Here is a 13,869-nt window from a genome sequence, read left to right on the forward strand (position 1 = left end):
TTTTTTCCAATTATTTTCTTAAAGTTTATTGACTTTTTAGGTCAGTGAGCGTACTATAACATCTTGTTTACTATAAATTTTCGACTATAATACTTGAAGTAAAATTGCGTGTAAAGGAGTTTAAAAATTGGATTACTTAAAAAGGTTGTTAGTAGGTAAGCCTTTAAAATCTGCTGAAAATGATGAGCACAAATTAACCCGTTTTGCTGCTTTGGCATTATTGTCGTCTGATGCGTTATCATCTATTGCATATGGTACGGAACAAATCGTTGTTGTTTTAGTCGCTTTGTCTGCTGCAGCTATCTGGTATTCGCTGCCCATTGCCGCTTTTGTTATTATTTTATTGATTTCCTTAACGCTATCATATCGTCAAATCATCCATGCTTATCCTCATGGCGGTGGAGCATATGTCGTCAGCAGTGAGAATCTTGGGAAGAATGCGGGCTTGATTTCCGGTGGCTCTTTATTGATCGACTACATGTTGACGGTAGCAGTATCTGTCTCAGCAGGTGCTGAAGCAATCACATCAGCGGTGCCAGCATTATACGGGCATCAAGTTGCTATTTCTGTGACAATCGTTTTACTACTGATGATGCTGAATCTTCGTGGTCTGAGAGAATCTGCATCGTTCCTGTTATTTCCGGTGTACACATTTATCCTTGTGATCTCGTTGCTAATCGTTGTTGGGTTATATAATATCGTGACAGGTGCTGTGCCATTGCAAGCTACTGCGCTTCCAGGGGCGGCTGTTCCAGGGGTTTCTATCGCCTTGATTTTACGAGCATTTTCTTCTGGTTCCTCCTCTTTGACTGGGGTTGAGGCTATCAGTAATGCCGTACCATTCTTCAAAAAGCCAAGAGCCAAAAATGCCGCTGCCACATTGACGATGATGGCATTGATCTTAGGTTTCTTCTTCGTTGGAATCACATTTATCAATTATTGGTATGGAATCGTTCCAGAAAAAGAAGTTACTGTTTTGTCTCAAATCGGTAAAGCTGTCTTTGGACATGGTATTTTGTATTACGTCCTTCAATTTGCTACAGCGCTGATTTTAGCCGTTGCTGCCAATACCGGTTTTTCTGCTTTTCCAGTTCTTGCATACAATTTGGCAAAAGATAAATTCATGCCCCACATGTATCAAGATCGTGGGGATCGACTAGGCTATTCCAATGGGATTATCACACTAGCGCTAGGTTCGATCGTGTTGCTGTTTATTTTCCATGGCTCAACAGAACGCTTGATTCCGTTATACTCTATCGGCGTGTTCATTCCATTTGCTTTATCTCAAACAGGGATGGTCGTCAAATGGAAAAAAGAAGGAAAAAGATGGTTAAGCAAATCGATTGCCAATATTACAGGTGCGTTCATCTCATATGCAATCATTGCGATTTTGTTCGTCTATCGGTTAGGGGACATTTGGCCTTTCTTCATCATCATGCCAATCGTTATGTTCATTTTTTATAAGATCCATGATCATTATAAAAAAGTGGCAGAACAGCTTCGTTTAGAAAATGATGCAAAACTACATGATTATGACGGAAATACCGTTCTTGTATTAGTTGGGAATGTGACACGGGTGAATATCGGTGCGTTGAATTACGCACGTTCGATCGGTGATTATGTCGTTGCGATGCACGTTTCGCTAGACGAAGATGTCGAAAAAGAAAAAGAAATCGAAGCAGAATTTAAAAAGCATTTCCCAGATGTCCGTTTTTCAATCGTCCATTCTTCTTATCGCTCGATTGAAAATCCGATTATCCGTTATGTAGATATCGTAAGTAAAAATGCAGCGAAACAAAACTATACAACTACTGTGCTGATTCCTCAATTTGTACCAAACAGACGTTGGCAGAATATTCTCCATAACCAAACAAGTTTGCGGTTAAGATTGCGATTGTCTTGGCGTGAAAATATCGTTGTCAGCACCTATAGCTACCATTTGAAGAAATAAGCCAAGTTTTAAAATCAAAAACAGACCATCTAGCTCTTAATTGAAACTAGATGGTCTGTTTTTTTCTTATTCTCAGCTAAAGGTGCCCTCTATAAGCCATTAAAGATGGGAACAACGTATGAAATGTTATTATTCTTCTTATTTAGCTGTAAAACATTTTGATTTTGATGCCTTGATCATAATTTCCGAATCCTTTGCCAAATAATGTACAGCCTCCTATATTTTCAGCTTCTTCCTTTACCTCGACTCTTAAGTGCCATGTGTCTTCATAAGTAGGAATATCCTTGATCGTGACATCTGACAATGGTTCGCCTTCCATAATCAATGATCAGGGCGTTGCGTTTCTTGGTCGAAAAGTGTGCGAAGAATAAAAAACAAGCAGCACAATGAGCAGATTGCATTGTGCTGCTTACAAACATATACTGTTGTCATCTACTAAATAATGCCTTTTATTAATCTGACGCCATGAGTAGGAATCTCAGCCTCGTCAAGTGACCATTTTTTTGTTACCATAACTCAGTGCCATTTTTAATGGGTGATTCACAAACCCAACGGTCTAAGCAAGTTTCAAATCAATAGTGAACATGAATGGCAGGAGACGAAAGAGGCAATCATTTTTGAGGCAGTAGAAGACTTGACGGCCAAAATCAGTTTTGAACAACCGTTACAAATCTTGCGTGCGTATACTCAGGTTATTCAAGATATCAAATCAAGTCACACTGCAACGAGGAACCTTCGTGTATTGTATTGGTGTTGTCGCATAGACCCACAGGCTTTGGATACGACCTTTGCTAAATATGATATGTTGTTACCAATTACTTTACGTTTGGCGATCAAAGGTTACCAAAGCGAAGAATGATCTGGAACAACCCTTTACGAAGAACGAGCCGAAACGGTTACACCACATACGTGAGAACTGATTCCTTACCATCTATGGGGCGATCGAGGCATTGGCGAAATGCGCGTTTGGCTACCGCTAGTCGTAAAGGAGTAAGAAGTGATCGTGGACAAAGCTCCTCCCTAAAAAGGGGTCTTTTTTTCTATGTAAAAAAGAGGAAAAAATCTGCTGAATTTAAGTGCTTTATTGTATTTTTTTGACGTACTTAACCAAGTACGCTATAATTATATAAGAAAAAGGAGGAGAGACAATGGCTAATACAACGATGAATCCTAGCACTGCTCGTAAAAATTTTTATCAGTTATTGAAAGATGTAAATGAAAATCATACTGAAATCGAGATTATTAGTGATCGTAGTGGAAACAATGCTGTATTGATTGGGCTGGAAGACTGGAGAGCGATTCAAGAAACCCTTTTTCTTGAGCAAACAGGTACTTTAGATAAAGTACGAGACCGCGAAAAAGACGACAGTGGCTTTACGAATATCGATGATATTGATTGGGAAGCTCTTTGATGAGTAACTATACAGTCGCAATCAAAAACTCTGCGAAAGTGGATTTAAGAAAAATCAAGCAATCGAATTTAAAGAAACAATTTGAAGAAGTGATTCAGACATTGAAGAAAGATCCATATATGCCCACGCAGTCTTTTGAAAAGCTGAGACCTACACATGAAGGCAGATACTCATGCAGGCTGAATAGGCAGCATCGAGTGGTTTACAAAGTTGATGAGGAAAATAAAGTTGTGGAAATTTATTCTGCCTGGACACATTATGAGTGAAGTGAGAAGAGCCAACCTTTTTAGGTAGTTAACAAAGGGCCTCCCCAAAAAGGAGACTCTTTTTTTGTTTTAAAACCAACCTTCTTGGATTTATTGCATGATTTCTTTAATTTGTTCCTATTTCTCCACCTTTGAAGGGTTATCGTTTGTGTTTAGGAATGTTGACGGATTTATGTAAAACAAGGAGGAAGAAGTGTGACAAGGAAAATCAGTAAAATTGGAGCATCGTTGTTAGTGTTGGCAGTGGCAACGACCATCGATTATCGCCAAAGTGAGGCGAAGACAATTGGAAAAGTCGTTTATCGAGAAACAGCCAAAAGTATGTTGAAAAAAGCAATGGATAATCAACCGGAGTCGTCTTATTGGTTCCCAGAGATTCGTTGGCATGGTCTTTTGGAAAAGATACAGATACGAAATACAATAACCAGTGTCGTTCCTTTAGCAGAGCGGATATCCAAAGCGACATTGCCGAACATGAATGTCACTCAAACGGAAGAAGTCAAAGTCGTGGCGATTTCGGCCATGAATAGCAGTATCAACGGCAATGCACCACGAGGGATCGATACCTTTGACGCCAATGTCTTTTCTTATTGGCAATATATCGATCAATTGGTTTACGGGGGTACTCTTCTGGTGAAGGAATCATCGTACCGCCAAGTCTAGTTGCGACGGATGCAGCCCATAAGAATCGTGTACCGGTTTTAGGAACTGCAAACCGCCCATGGTGAGAAGCTGGAATGGCCAGATATGTTTTTAGCCAAGGATGAGGATGGCAAGTTCTCGATTGTAGAAAAGATGATCGAAGTTACCAATACATATGGTTTTGATGACTGGTTCATCAATCAAGAAACCGATACGGCAGTCACCAGTTTTGATGATGCAGCTGTAGGCATCGAACAATCGAGGACTGATGGAAAAGGCTTAAATGAAAGCCACGCCAAAGCGATGTAAGAATTGATGCCCAATTCAAAGAACAAGCAGGCGAGTATTTAGAGATCATGTGGTATGAATTCCATGACGAGTGATGGAAAAATGGATTGGCAAAATGCCTTAGCGGATAAGAAAAAAACTTAGTCGGTGGATGCAAAGATGAACCCGTTGGCAGTATGAAGTTGGAGTATACGGAATGGACAAATAGTTAAAAAAGCAACTCTTTGCCCATAAGGAGGGAAGAATCAGAGTGGATTATTGCCTTAAAAAATGACAGAACTAAAAAAGCTTTTGCGACCAACAAATGGTCGCAGAAGCTTTTGTTTTTTACAATAACATCAGCGTGATGTACGGCTAGCTGGATCTAGCCGTCTTTCCAAAATACCTAAAAGCCAGTCTGTGATGATCGCCATTAATGCAGTTGGCAATGCACCGGCTAAAATAATCGATGTGCCATCTGTTGCATTGGTTCCTCGGATAATGATATCTCCAAGACCACCAGCACCGACGAATGCACCGATCGCGGTTATCCCGATGGCAACAACTAACGCGTTTCTTATACCTGCCATGATAACAGAAACAGAGAGTGGTAACTCTACCATGAATAGTCGTTGTCTAGCAGTCATCCCCATGCCTTTGCCGACATCAAGGATATTTTTATCTACTTGGATCATCCCGGTGTACGTATTCTTGATAATGGGTAACAGGGAATATAAAAATACAGTAACAATCACGACATTGACTCCTAGACCTAATCCAATGATCAGAATGGAGATCATGGCTAAGGAAGGAATCGTCTGGATGATATTCGCTAAACGAATCACCCAGTTTGCTAATTTACGTCTCCTAGAAATCATGATCCCGACCGGAATCCCGACAGCTGCTGCAAAGAGGACACCATAGATAGAAATCAGGAAGTGACGGATAAATTGTGCAAAGATATAGGAGCCATTTTCCTGGAAATAATAGAAAAATTGTTGAAAGACATTCATTTTATCCAATTGCTTCACTTCCCTTCAAAATAGTGGTTTTCTTGTAAGAAACGTTGTGCTACTACTGATGGTTCCACTAGATTATTATCTGCTTCGTAGTTCAATTCCTGCATTTTTTCCGTACTGATGGTATGACCTAACTTATTTAAGGCTTCTTTTAAATGAGGTGTATCAGCTAATACCTTGTTGTCTACAACTGGAGCAGCATCATATGGTGGGAAGAATTGACGATCATCTTCCAACATGACTAAATCATAACTGGCAATCCGTCCATCCGTAGAGTAGCCAAGAACAATATCCATTTTACCTGCTTCGACTGCATCGTAAACAAGTCCAATCTGCATGGGTAATATCGAATTAAAAGAGAAGCCATAAGTTTCCTGGAAGCCGTCGTAACCGTCTCCTTTACGATTGATCCAAGAAGTATCTACACCAGCTACTAATTCATCCGCTACATTTTTCAGATCGCTGACTTTAGATAGATGGTATTTTTTTGCGGTGTCTTTTCGAACAAGAAAGACATACGTATTTTCAAAACCATAGGATGGGAACCACGTTTGGTCATATCTTTTCTCAAATTCATCTTTCACGATTTCAAAAGCTTTTTTCGGATCTTTTTCAGGAGGAAGATTCAATGTAGTAGTTAAATCTGTTCCTGTGTAGCGAGCCGCTGAAATCGAAGCATCTCCGTTCATCATCGCTTGGTGGTTGATAGTTGTAGTAGCCAGATTGTTGATGATCGCTGTGTTTTTATCTGTATAATGTTCAACCATCCCGGCAACTAGGCTTGCTAAGATCTGAGCTTCAGAAGTGATCCCACCTGTGATCGAGATGGTGTCTTCATCTGTATTGCTGGCAAGTCCAGGGAAGGAACAACTCGCAAGTATAAGAAGAGAGAAAAGAACCATGGTCATTTTTAGTATACGTTTCATTCTTCATTCTCCTCTCTAAGTGCGATCGGTGTCAGCCGGTGTTCCAAGAGACCTAGAAGCCAATCAGCCAACAGTGCTAAAATCGTTACAGGGATCGTACCTGCCAAAATGAGATCTGGTTGGTAATTATTCAGTCCACTAAAAATCAAATCACCTAAACCACCAGCCCCGATATAAGAGGCAAGGGTAGCCCATGCAATCACGTAAACGGCAGCTAAACGAATGCCGGCCATGATCGTTGGCATAGCAATAGGCAGTTCGACGGAAAAAATGGATTGGAACTCAGTCATTCCCATCCCTTTTGCCACATCCCGATAATTCCAATCGACATTTTTCATCCCGATATACGTATTTCGTAGAATTGGTAATAATGAATAAATAAAGAGAGCGATGATCGCAGGTAATTTACCTACGCCAAATAGCGGGATCATCAATGCCAATAATGCAAGAGAAGGGATTGTCTGCAAGGCACTGGTTAAGCCAATCACAATCGTAGCAGCTTTCGGAAAACGTGTCAGTAAGACACCAAGCGGTACAGCAATGATGATACCAATGATCAAAGCAAGTCCTGAAATATAAAGATGTTCAAAACCTTTTGAGAGAATTTCTGAACCGTGCTGATGAAAAAACTGCTGCATAGGTCAGACCTCCTTAGATTCTTCAGGAGTAGCTGACTCTGCAACATCGGTAGTTGCAGGGTCTTCTCCCCAAATCACATCGTAGACAATATCCACTAATGATGCGCGAGTCAAGATACCTACGACTTTGTTCTGTTCATCAACGACCGGCACGTATTTCAGCCCGCGTTTTAAAATGCGTTGCAAGGTATCACGAAGATAGGCGGATTCTTTTACGTAAAAAACATGTTTATTCAAAATGTCGCCTACACTGGATACTTTTCCTCGTTTTTTATTCAACGTTTCTACATCGATAAATCCTTTTAATACATTCGAATTATCGGTAACTAATAACGTATCTACACGTTTTTCCCTCATCAGTTTGATTGCTTCTTGTAATGATTTTTCCGGTGTAATCGTGATTGCTGTATTTAGCATAACTTCTCCGACTCTTGTCGCATTTGGTTTTGCTTGTAGTAAGCGATCTTCTCCAATCAACTCTTCTACGAAATCGTTTGCAGGATGACGTAAAATATTTTCTGGTGTATCGAATTGGATCACACGACCTTCACTCATGATGGCGATACGGCTTGCTAGTTTAATCGCTTCATCCATGTCATGGGTTACAAATACGATCGTTTTTCCCAAGCGCTCTTGTAAATCTTTGACAAGGTCTTGCAAAGAATCACGAGTGATGGGATCAAGCGCACCAAATGGCTCGTCCATCAAGATGATATCTTGATTCGCTGCAAGGGCACGAACGACTCCAATACGCTGCTGCTGACCACCAGATAATTCATGTGGGTAGCGATCTAACATCTCACGGGGCAATTCCACAAGATCAATCATTTTTTCAGCTGTTTTATTCCGTTCTTCTTGACTGACTTTCAACAATTTTTGGACAAGAGTGATATTTTCACGGATCGTCATGTGAGGCATCAATCCAATACTTTGGATAACATAGCCGATCTGACGTCGCAATTCCACTGGATCAATTTCTTGGATGGATTTTCCATCAATCAAAATTTTCCCGTGTGTTGGATCAGTCATTCGGTTGATCATCCGCATCGTCGTCGTTTTTCCGCTCCCGCTCGTACCGATAAAACAAATGAACTCACCCTTTTCAAATGAAAGATTGACGTCCTCTACAGCAACTTTCCCACCTTTATAAATCTTTGACACATTTTGAAATTCAATCATGGTGCCACCTCTTTTTCTATTTTCAATGAAGAACTATCTATTACTAGTATGCCTAAAACAATGAAAAAATACAAATAGGGTAGTTTTTTTATTTTAATTAGAGACATGATCGTTTCTTTTTAAGAAAAATCAATATAATAGCGATATTTGTTTCCAATGTAATAGCATTCGCTATATTCTCTGAAATCTGTTTCGAGTTGTTTGGTGATTCGTACCCTTTTTAAAATCGGTTCATGTTCTGTAATATTCAATACTTCCTGTATTTCTTTGTCTGGTAATATGGCTTCAATATATTCTTTCGATTGGTTTACTTGAATATGATACCGGTTCAATAGTTCGTAAAAGGAGTCATAATAAGCCGAATCCTCTGTAGGAAAATCTGCTCGATATTTAAAGTAGGTAATGAAATAAACGAATGGCTTTTCATCAGCTGTAGTTGCACGAGTACGTCTCATGACCATTACTTTTTCGTCAGGACTCACGTTAAGGAGTTTTGCTATTTTTCGATTGGCTTTCTCAATTGAAATACTTGCATGAATCGTTTTTATTTCTTTACCTAATTCTCTCATTTCATCTGTAAAAGAGCGTACAAGCGTAAAATGTTCATCTTTTTCTGTTTTCCAATCCGTCACAAACGTTCCTTTTGCTCTTTTTCTTTCTACTAGCCCTTCATTTACTAAACTGTCGATAGCAGTTCGTACGGTAATGCGGCTTACATGGTAGGATTCACAAAGATTTTCTTCTGTAGGGATTTTCATACCTGTTACCCATTCTTCCATAAAGATCTTTGTTCGCAGTTCATCAGCAATTTGTGCATATAAAGGAATATTACTTGCTGTTTTTTTCATTTTTACCCTCCTAAAATAAATCATCATACTATTGTTATAACATAGTTTGGCTGTTTTTATAATTATAACAAACTAAGAAATAATGAGAATATACACTTGATTTAACGCTATTGTAATGAAATTTCATACATAAATACCCATTGTTATCATGGTATCTTAGCTATATAATCATAATGTAATGACAATAGAAAGGTTGTTAGAGATGAAATATAATTTGAAGCCAACTGTAGATGTCAGAAATAAAGGAAAAGCGATTGTAGGGTACAGAGCAATTATTGAAGAAATAAAAAGCTATCTAGGTAATAGAGAAGACGCAGTCATCGTTTTGGAATGCTATCCTGGAGTAAGAAAGGAAGAAATTGAAAACGATTTCCTTAGTGAGTTTCCAGAAATCAAAGAAAAAATCTTTATAGACGAATACGGATTGACAGTAGAGGAAGTTCAGAAAAAAATTCGAGATCATATCACAGAAGATCGAGTATTTGGTGTCTATTCTCATTATAATATCCAAGATTTTTATCCATCTGAACAATTGGAAGCAGCACGAGAACGCTTAGCAGGTAAAGGATTAAAAGTCATCTATGGATTTGGTGCAAGTCTTCTTACAAAAGCAGATGTTCTTATTTCTATAGGGGTATCACGTTGGGAGATACAGCTACGTTACCGAAATGAACAAATGACCAATTGGAAAACCAATAATCCTGATGAAGAAGGAATCGGTAAATTTAAAAGAGGATTCTTTTTTGAATGGCCAATGGCAGATCGTTTACAGCATGGTATATATCCAATAATCGATTACTATATCGATACGGTCAAAACTAATCAGCCCAAAATGATCACTGGCAGTCAATACCGTCAGGCAACTGCTCAAATAGCGAAACAGCCCTTTCGTACAGTACCGTATTTTGATGAAAGTGTTTGGGGCGGTCAATGGATGAAAAAGAATTTTCATTTACCAGAAGACAAGGAAAATTATGGTTGGGCTTTTGACGGGGTTCCCGAAGAAAACTCATTGCTTTTACAATTCGAGAATGACATCGTTGAAATCCCTTCACAAGTTGTGGTGGAGGAAGAGACAACTAATTTGCTGGGAGAGAAAGTGCGAGCAAGATTTGGAAGAAAGTTCCCGATCCGTTTTGATTATTTGGACACGATGGACGGAGGAAACTTGAGTTTGCAAGTCCATCCTTTAACGGAATACGCTTTTGATAAATTTGGGATGCCTTTTACACAAGATGAATCCTATTACATTTTGGATTGTAAAGAAGGAGCAAAGGTCTATTTAGGGACAAAAACAGGAATAACCAAAGACACCCTGTTTAATGACTTGAAAAAAGCCAATCAAACTGGAGAAAATTTCGAAGCTGAAAAATATGTCAATGAAATCACTGTCAAAAAGCACGATCATTTTTCGATCCCAGCAGGTACCATACACTGTTCAGGGAAAAATACAGTTGTACTTGAAATCAGTGCCACACCGTATATCTTTACCTTTAAGCTTTGGGACTGGGGGCGTGTGGGACTAAATGGACTGCCTCGTCCGATTCATTTAGAACATGGGATTGAAAATATACAAATGGATCGAAATGAAGAATACATTAATGAACACCTTTTTACTAGACTGGAAAATTGTGAAAAGCTTGAAAATCAACAAATAGGAGTAACGAGTGAGCGTACAGGTCTAGCAGAGATTGAATTTATAGATAGTATCCGGCATTGGTTCACAGATGAGGTTCAGCTACAAACAAATGAAAGCGTCAATATGTTATGTCTAGTTGAAGGAAGCGAAATTCTTGTTTGCTCGACTGATAACACTTTCCAACCGATGGAAGTCCATTATGGCGAAACATTTATTGTGCCAGAAAGTGTGAAGGAATACACGCTAAAGGCAAAAGAAAAAGGCAAATTCGCAGTGATACAAGCGTTTGTAAAAATTTGACAAGGAGGGATCGTTTATGAATGCAGTCATTCTATTAGTTTCCCATGGACAACTCAGCATCGAATTAAAAAATGCCTATCAAATGATTGCTGGTAAGGCGGAGCATATTTTTGCATTACCTCTGACAGAAGAAGGAATCGAAACTTTCTCTAAGCAATTCCATTCTTTAGTCGAGGAAAAAATCAAAAACAATTATCTGTTTTTATTCACAGACATCAAAGGGGGAACACCATATAACGAGAGTTATCGTTTGAAATTGAAATATCCAGAGAATATTGAAGTGATTTCTGGAGTAAATCTTCCCATGCTTTTAGATATAGGTACGATGCTTTCGTTTGAGAAAAACGTAGACAAGGATACATTCACTTTGTACGCTCGAAAGGCTGTTGAAACAGCACAAAGTTCAATCGAACGTCTGCTTGATTCGGAAGTAGAAAATAATGATTTGGATGACTTTTTTTAATAACGGAGGGAAATAAAATGACAATCACATTAGCAAGAATAGATGACCGGGTTATACACGGGCAAACAATGACACGTTGGACGAAGCAATACGCTGTTCAAGGAATACTTGTAGTGAGCGACGAAGTGGCCAAGGATGAGTTAAGAAAAAAGGTTTTAAAAGCAGCAGCGGCAGAATTAAAGCTAGGTATTTATACAGTTGAACAAGCAAAGGAAAGTATCCCAAAAGCAGTAAAATCAAATAAAAATTTCTTTCTTATCACTGATTCTCCAGCTTATTTTGCGCAACTAGCAGAAGCAGGAATCGATTTTGGAAAAGTAGTAAATGTAGGACCTATTTCTGGCGGCACAGGTGCTATCAATGTGGCGCGTAATGTTGCGTTAACTCAAAACGAATATGATGCATTTGAAAAATTAGAAACTAGTGGGTATCGGGTAACTTTCCAATTGTTGCCAGATGATGAAAAAAAATCATGGGAAGTTGTCAAGAAAAAATACAGTTAGAATAATTTTGATGTAGGCGAAGGATTATATTTTTTAAATGGGGGATAAAAATGGATATTAATTTACTACTTTCCGCTGCTTTAACTGGTATATTTTGTTATTTAGGAGCAGTTGATTCTGCACCCCTTCTTGGTGTGACAGGTGGTTTTTACGTTGTTGGCCGGCCATTAGTTGCAGGTTTTTTGACAGGGCTAGCCTTTGGAGATGTGAAAGCAGGTGTGTTATGTGGACTAGCCGTACAGGCAGTTTTTATAGCGAACTTATCTACTGGCGGTGCGACAAATAGTGAGATTACTTATGCATCATATGGTGGACTGGGACTCGCTTTGGCAACTACAAAGGATCCAGCAGTAGCGGTCACTTTAGCTATTCTTATAGGGCAAACATTCGGATTGATTTTCCACAACTCAAAACAGGCGTTTTTCTCTTTCTTCAATAATCGTGCACAGAAAGCAGCAGAAAATGCAGACGGTAAAGGAATTGTTTATAATCACGTTATCTATCCGCAATTAGTTATTTTCATCATTCGATTTCTTCCTGTAACTCTGGCTATTTATTTCGGTAAAGGGATGGTCAATTGGTTATTGAATAGTGTTCCTCATCAAATCACAGATATCATCGCTGTCTTAGGCGGTGTATTGCCAGCGCTTGGTGTTGCTATGTTGATGAGTATCGTAATCAAACAAAAAATCCAGCTTATTTTCTTCTTTGCCGGTTTTGTGTTGATTGCATTTGCGAATCTCAGCACACTCGCATTAGTTTTTATCGCCGCTCTGATTGCCTATTTGGTTTACATCGCAACAAGTAACCAACAAAAACAACCATTGGCAGCTACAAATCTAGGGGCTGAAATCGATACATCTAAAGATGACGCAGCTTATGAAGATGAAGATATGTTCTAGGAGGAAGAAATAATGACTGAGAAAATAAAGTTAAGCAAAAAAGAATTACGTCAAATATGGATAAGATTTGCTATGACATCCTTATCCTCCTCGTCTTACGAAAAATTACAAGCACATGCGGAAGCTTATTCATTTTTGCCATTTGCCAAGCGGTATTATTCAGATGATCTGGAGGCACAAAAGAGACTTTTGGTCCGTCACTCTATGTTCTATAATACTGAACCGCAAACTGGACAGTTGATTAATGGGATCGTGACTTCACTAGAAGAATCTATCGCTAATAAGAGTGGTGTTGACGAGGAAATGCCGACTGCCATCAAGGCTACTTTGATGGGCCCGATTGCTGGGATTGGTGATTCGATTATTCAAGGTATCGTCATCCCGATTTTATTGTCGATTGCTATGGGAATGGCTAAAGATGGAAGTCCCATGGGTCCGATTTTTTATATGATAGCTTATTTCATGATTGGATTATTTATTAGCTATTTTTGCTTTATGAAAGGCTATAAACTTGGAGTAGATGCAATTGATGTGATTGTTGGAGAAAATTCAAGACATATCACAAATGCATTTAATATTTTGGGAATCATGGTTGTAGGAGGCCTATCTGCTAATTATGTAGCTTTAACAACGAAAATAAAATACATGAGTGGCGATGAAAGCGTCAAGCTTCAATCTGTTTTAGATGGTGTTTTTCCAAAAATTTTACCTTTGATCATGGTTTTACTAGCTTGGTATCTTATTTCTCAAAAACATTTGAGTGCCGTAAAAGTGATTCTTATTTTAACGGGTATTACAACAATTGGAGTATTGGTCGGAATATTTTAAGAAGAGTCAGGCTAATGAAATAATAAATATATAGAATGGAATGAACGGATAGAAGCAATCGCCTCTATCCGTTTTTAGTTAGTACA

The 13,869-nt window shown here is 38.8% G+C and carries 15 protein-coding genes and 2 pseudogenes; 11 read left to right on the plus strand and 6 right to left on the minus strand.

Annotation, left to right across the window (positions count from 1 at the left end; translation table 11 throughout):
* Positions 1–127 precede the first annotated feature (127 nt).
* Positions 128–1,951: an APC family permease gene (locus tag IGJ53_RS01040; RefSeq protein WP_002294202.1), complete on the plus strand. Its 1,824-nt coding sequence runs from the start codon at positions 128–130 to the stop codon at positions 1,949–1,951.
* A gap of 142 nt (positions 1,952–2,093) precedes the next feature.
* On the opposite strand, the gene IGJ53_RS01045 is transcribed toward IGJ53_RS01040, so the two are convergent.
* The gene (locus IGJ53_RS01045) at positions 2,094–2,255 is read right to left on the minus strand and encodes a hypothetical protein (RefSeq protein WP_042956872.1); all 162 of its coding nucleotides are present in this window, start codon (positions 2,253–2,255) and stop codon (positions 2,094–2,096) included.
* A 231-nt stretch (positions 2,256–2,486) separates the two neighbouring features.
* Between IGJ53_RS01045 and IGJ53_RS01050 the strand changes: the two are divergent.
* The 5 genes and pseudogenes from IGJ53_RS01050 to IGJ53_RS01070 all read left to right on the plus strand — a co-directional run.
* Positions 2,487–2,945 (plus strand): annotated as a pseudogene (locus IGJ53_RS01050) (glycoside hydrolase family 127 protein); the annotation flags it as partial.
* 154 nt (positions 2,946–3,099) lie between these two features.
* Positions 3,100–3,363: a type II toxin-antitoxin system Phd/YefM family antitoxin gene (locus IGJ53_RS01055; RefSeq protein ID WP_010731777.1), complete on the plus strand. Its 264-nt coding sequence runs from the start codon at positions 3,100–3,102 to the stop codon at positions 3,361–3,363.
* Positions 3,363–3,629, plus strand: coding sequence for a Txe/YoeB family addiction module toxin (locus tag IGJ53_RS01060; RefSeq protein WP_438749349.1), 267 nt, complete (start codon positions 3,363–3,365; stop codon positions 3,627–3,629). The genes IGJ53_RS01055 and IGJ53_RS01060 overlap by 1 nt, the downstream gene beginning before the upstream one ends.
* Before the next feature lie 195 nt (positions 3,630–3,824).
* A pseudogene (locus IGJ53_RS01065) lies at positions 3,825–4,314 on the plus strand (mannosyl-glycoprotein endo-beta-N-acetylglucosamidase).
* A gap of 62 nt (positions 4,315–4,376) precedes the next feature.
* Positions 4,377–4,580, plus strand: coding sequence for an endo-beta-N-acetylglucosaminidase (locus IGJ53_RS01070; protein ID WP_259742053.1), 204 nt, complete (start codon positions 4,377–4,379; stop codon positions 4,578–4,580).
* A 317-nt stretch (positions 4,581–4,897) separates the two neighbouring features.
* Here the strand turns inward: IGJ53_RS01070 and IGJ53_RS01075 are convergent, their stop codons facing one another.
* From IGJ53_RS01075 to IGJ53_RS01095, 5 genes are all read right to left on the minus strand, one after another.
* Complete coding sequence (locus IGJ53_RS01075; RefSeq protein WP_311135318.1) at positions 4,898–5,569, minus strand: ABC transporter permease; 672 nt, start codon at positions 5,567–5,569, stop codon at positions 4,898–4,900.
* A complete protein-coding gene (locus tag IGJ53_RS01080; RefSeq protein ID WP_002374232.1) occupies positions 5,566–6,483 on the minus strand; it encodes an osmoprotectant ABC transporter substrate-binding protein in 918 nt (305 codons plus the stop codon). Before IGJ53_RS01080 ends, IGJ53_RS01075 begins: the two co-directional genes overlap by 4 nt.
* Entirely contained in the window at positions 6,480–7,121 is a 642-nt protein-coding gene (locus tag IGJ53_RS01085; RefSeq protein WP_002293405.1) for an ABC transporter permease, read from the minus strand. Before IGJ53_RS01085 ends, IGJ53_RS01080 begins: the two co-directional genes overlap by 4 nt.
* A 3-nt stretch (positions 7,122–7,124) precedes the next feature.
* Positions 7,125–8,300 (minus strand): betaine/proline/choline family ABC transporter ATP-binding protein, encoded by a 1,176-nt coding sequence (locus tag IGJ53_RS01090; RefSeq protein ID WP_259742052.1) that lies wholly within the window; start codon positions 8,298–8,300, stop codon positions 7,125–7,127.
* A gap of 119 nt (positions 8,301–8,419) precedes the next feature.
* The gene (locus IGJ53_RS01095; RefSeq protein ID WP_002325215.1) at positions 8,420–9,148 is read right to left on the minus strand and encodes a GntR family transcriptional regulator; all 729 of its coding nucleotides are present in this window, start codon (positions 9,146–9,148) and stop codon (positions 8,420–8,422) included.
* A 202-nt stretch (positions 9,149–9,350) separates the two neighbouring features.
* Between IGJ53_RS01095 and IGJ53_RS01100 the strand changes: the two genes are divergently transcribed.
* The 5 genes from IGJ53_RS01100 to IGJ53_RS01120 are packed head-to-tail and all read left to right on the plus strand — an operon-like array spanning position 9,351 to position 13,783.
* The gene (locus IGJ53_RS01100; RefSeq protein ID WP_002325216.1) at positions 9,351–11,087 is read left to right on the plus strand and encodes a class I mannose-6-phosphate isomerase; all 1,737 of its coding nucleotides are present in this window, start codon (positions 9,351–9,353) and stop codon (positions 11,085–11,087) included.
* Positions 11,088–11,103: 16 nt separating this feature from the next.
* Positions 11,104–11,550: a PTS sugar transporter subunit IIA gene (locus IGJ53_RS01105; RefSeq protein WP_259742051.1), complete on the plus strand. Its 447-nt coding sequence runs from the start codon at positions 11,104–11,106 to the stop codon at positions 11,548–11,550.
* A 17-nt stretch (positions 11,551–11,567) separates the two neighbouring features.
* Positions 11,568–12,053: a PTS system mannose/fructose/N-acetylgalactosamine-transporter subunit IIB gene (locus IGJ53_RS01110; RefSeq protein ID WP_002325218.1), complete on the plus strand. Its 486-nt coding sequence runs from the start codon at positions 11,568–11,570 to the stop codon at positions 12,051–12,053.
* A 50-nt stretch (positions 12,054–12,103) separates the two neighbouring features.
* Positions 12,104–12,955 carry a PTS mannose/fructose/sorbose/N-acetylgalactosamine transporter subunit IIC gene (locus tag IGJ53_RS01115; protein WP_002325219.1) on the plus strand — a complete coding sequence of 284 codons (852 nt, stop codon included), beginning with the start codon at positions 12,104–12,106 and terminating at the stop codon, positions 12,953–12,955.
* 12 nt (positions 12,956–12,967) lie between these two features.
* Entirely contained in the window at positions 12,968–13,783 is an 816-nt protein-coding gene (locus tag IGJ53_RS01120) for a PTS system mannose/fructose/sorbose family transporter subunit IID (protein WP_010731784.1), read from the plus strand.
* Positions 13,784–13,869: the final 86 nt, after the last annotated feature.

Source organism: Enterococcus sp. DIV1283b, from assembly GCF_051710965.1.
Taxonomy (GTDB): Bacteria; Bacillota; Bacilli; order Lactobacillales; family Enterococcaceae; genus Enterococcus_B; species Enterococcus_B lactis.

What these genes read in the sequence shown, in the direction of transcription:
- IGJ53_RS01055 (WP_010731777.1), top strand. Translation starts at nt 3,100, where the DNA reads ATGGCTAATACAACGATGAATCCTAGCACTGCTCGTAAAAATTTTTAT.
- IGJ53_RS01060 (WP_438749349.1), top strand. Translation starts at nt 3,363, where the DNA reads ATGAGTAACTATACAGTCGCAATCAAAAACTCTGCGAAAGTGGATTTA.
- IGJ53_RS01070 (WP_259742053.1), top strand. Translation starts at nt 4,377, where the DNA reads ATGTTTTTAGCCAAGGATGAGGATGGCAAGTTCTCGATTGTAGAAAAG.
- IGJ53_RS01080 (WP_002374232.1), bottom strand. Translation starts at nt 6,483, where the DNA reads ATGAAACGTATACTAAAAATGACCATGGTTCTTTTCTCTCTTCTTATA.
- IGJ53_RS01085 (WP_002293405.1), bottom strand. Translation starts at nt 7,121, where the DNA reads ATGCAGCAGTTTTTTCATCAGCACGGTTCAGAAATTCTCTCAAAAGGT.
- IGJ53_RS01090 (WP_259742052.1), bottom strand. Translation starts at nt 8,300, where the DNA reads ATGATTGAATTTCAAAATGTGTCAAAGATTTATAAAGGTGGGAAAGTT.
- IGJ53_RS01095 (WP_002325215.1), bottom strand. Translation starts at nt 9,148, where the DNA reads ATGAAAAAAACAGCAAGTAATATTCCTTTATATGCACAAATTGCTGAT.
- IGJ53_RS01100 (WP_002325216.1), top strand. Translation starts at nt 9,351, where the DNA reads ATGAAATATAATTTGAAGCCAACTGTAGATGTCAGAAATAAAGGAAAA.
- IGJ53_RS01105 (WP_259742051.1), top strand. Translation starts at nt 11,104, where the DNA reads ATGAATGCAGTCATTCTATTAGTTTCCCATGGACAACTCAGCATCGAA.
- IGJ53_RS01110 (WP_002325218.1), top strand. Translation starts at nt 11,568, where the DNA reads ATGACAATCACATTAGCAAGAATAGATGACCGGGTTATACACGGGCAA.
- IGJ53_RS01115 (WP_002325219.1), top strand. Translation starts at nt 12,104, where the DNA reads ATGGATATTAATTTACTACTTTCCGCTGCTTTAACTGGTATATTTTGT.
- IGJ53_RS01120 (WP_010731784.1), top strand. Translation starts at nt 12,968, where the DNA reads ATGACTGAGAAAATAAAGTTAAGCAAAAAAGAATTACGTCAAATATGG.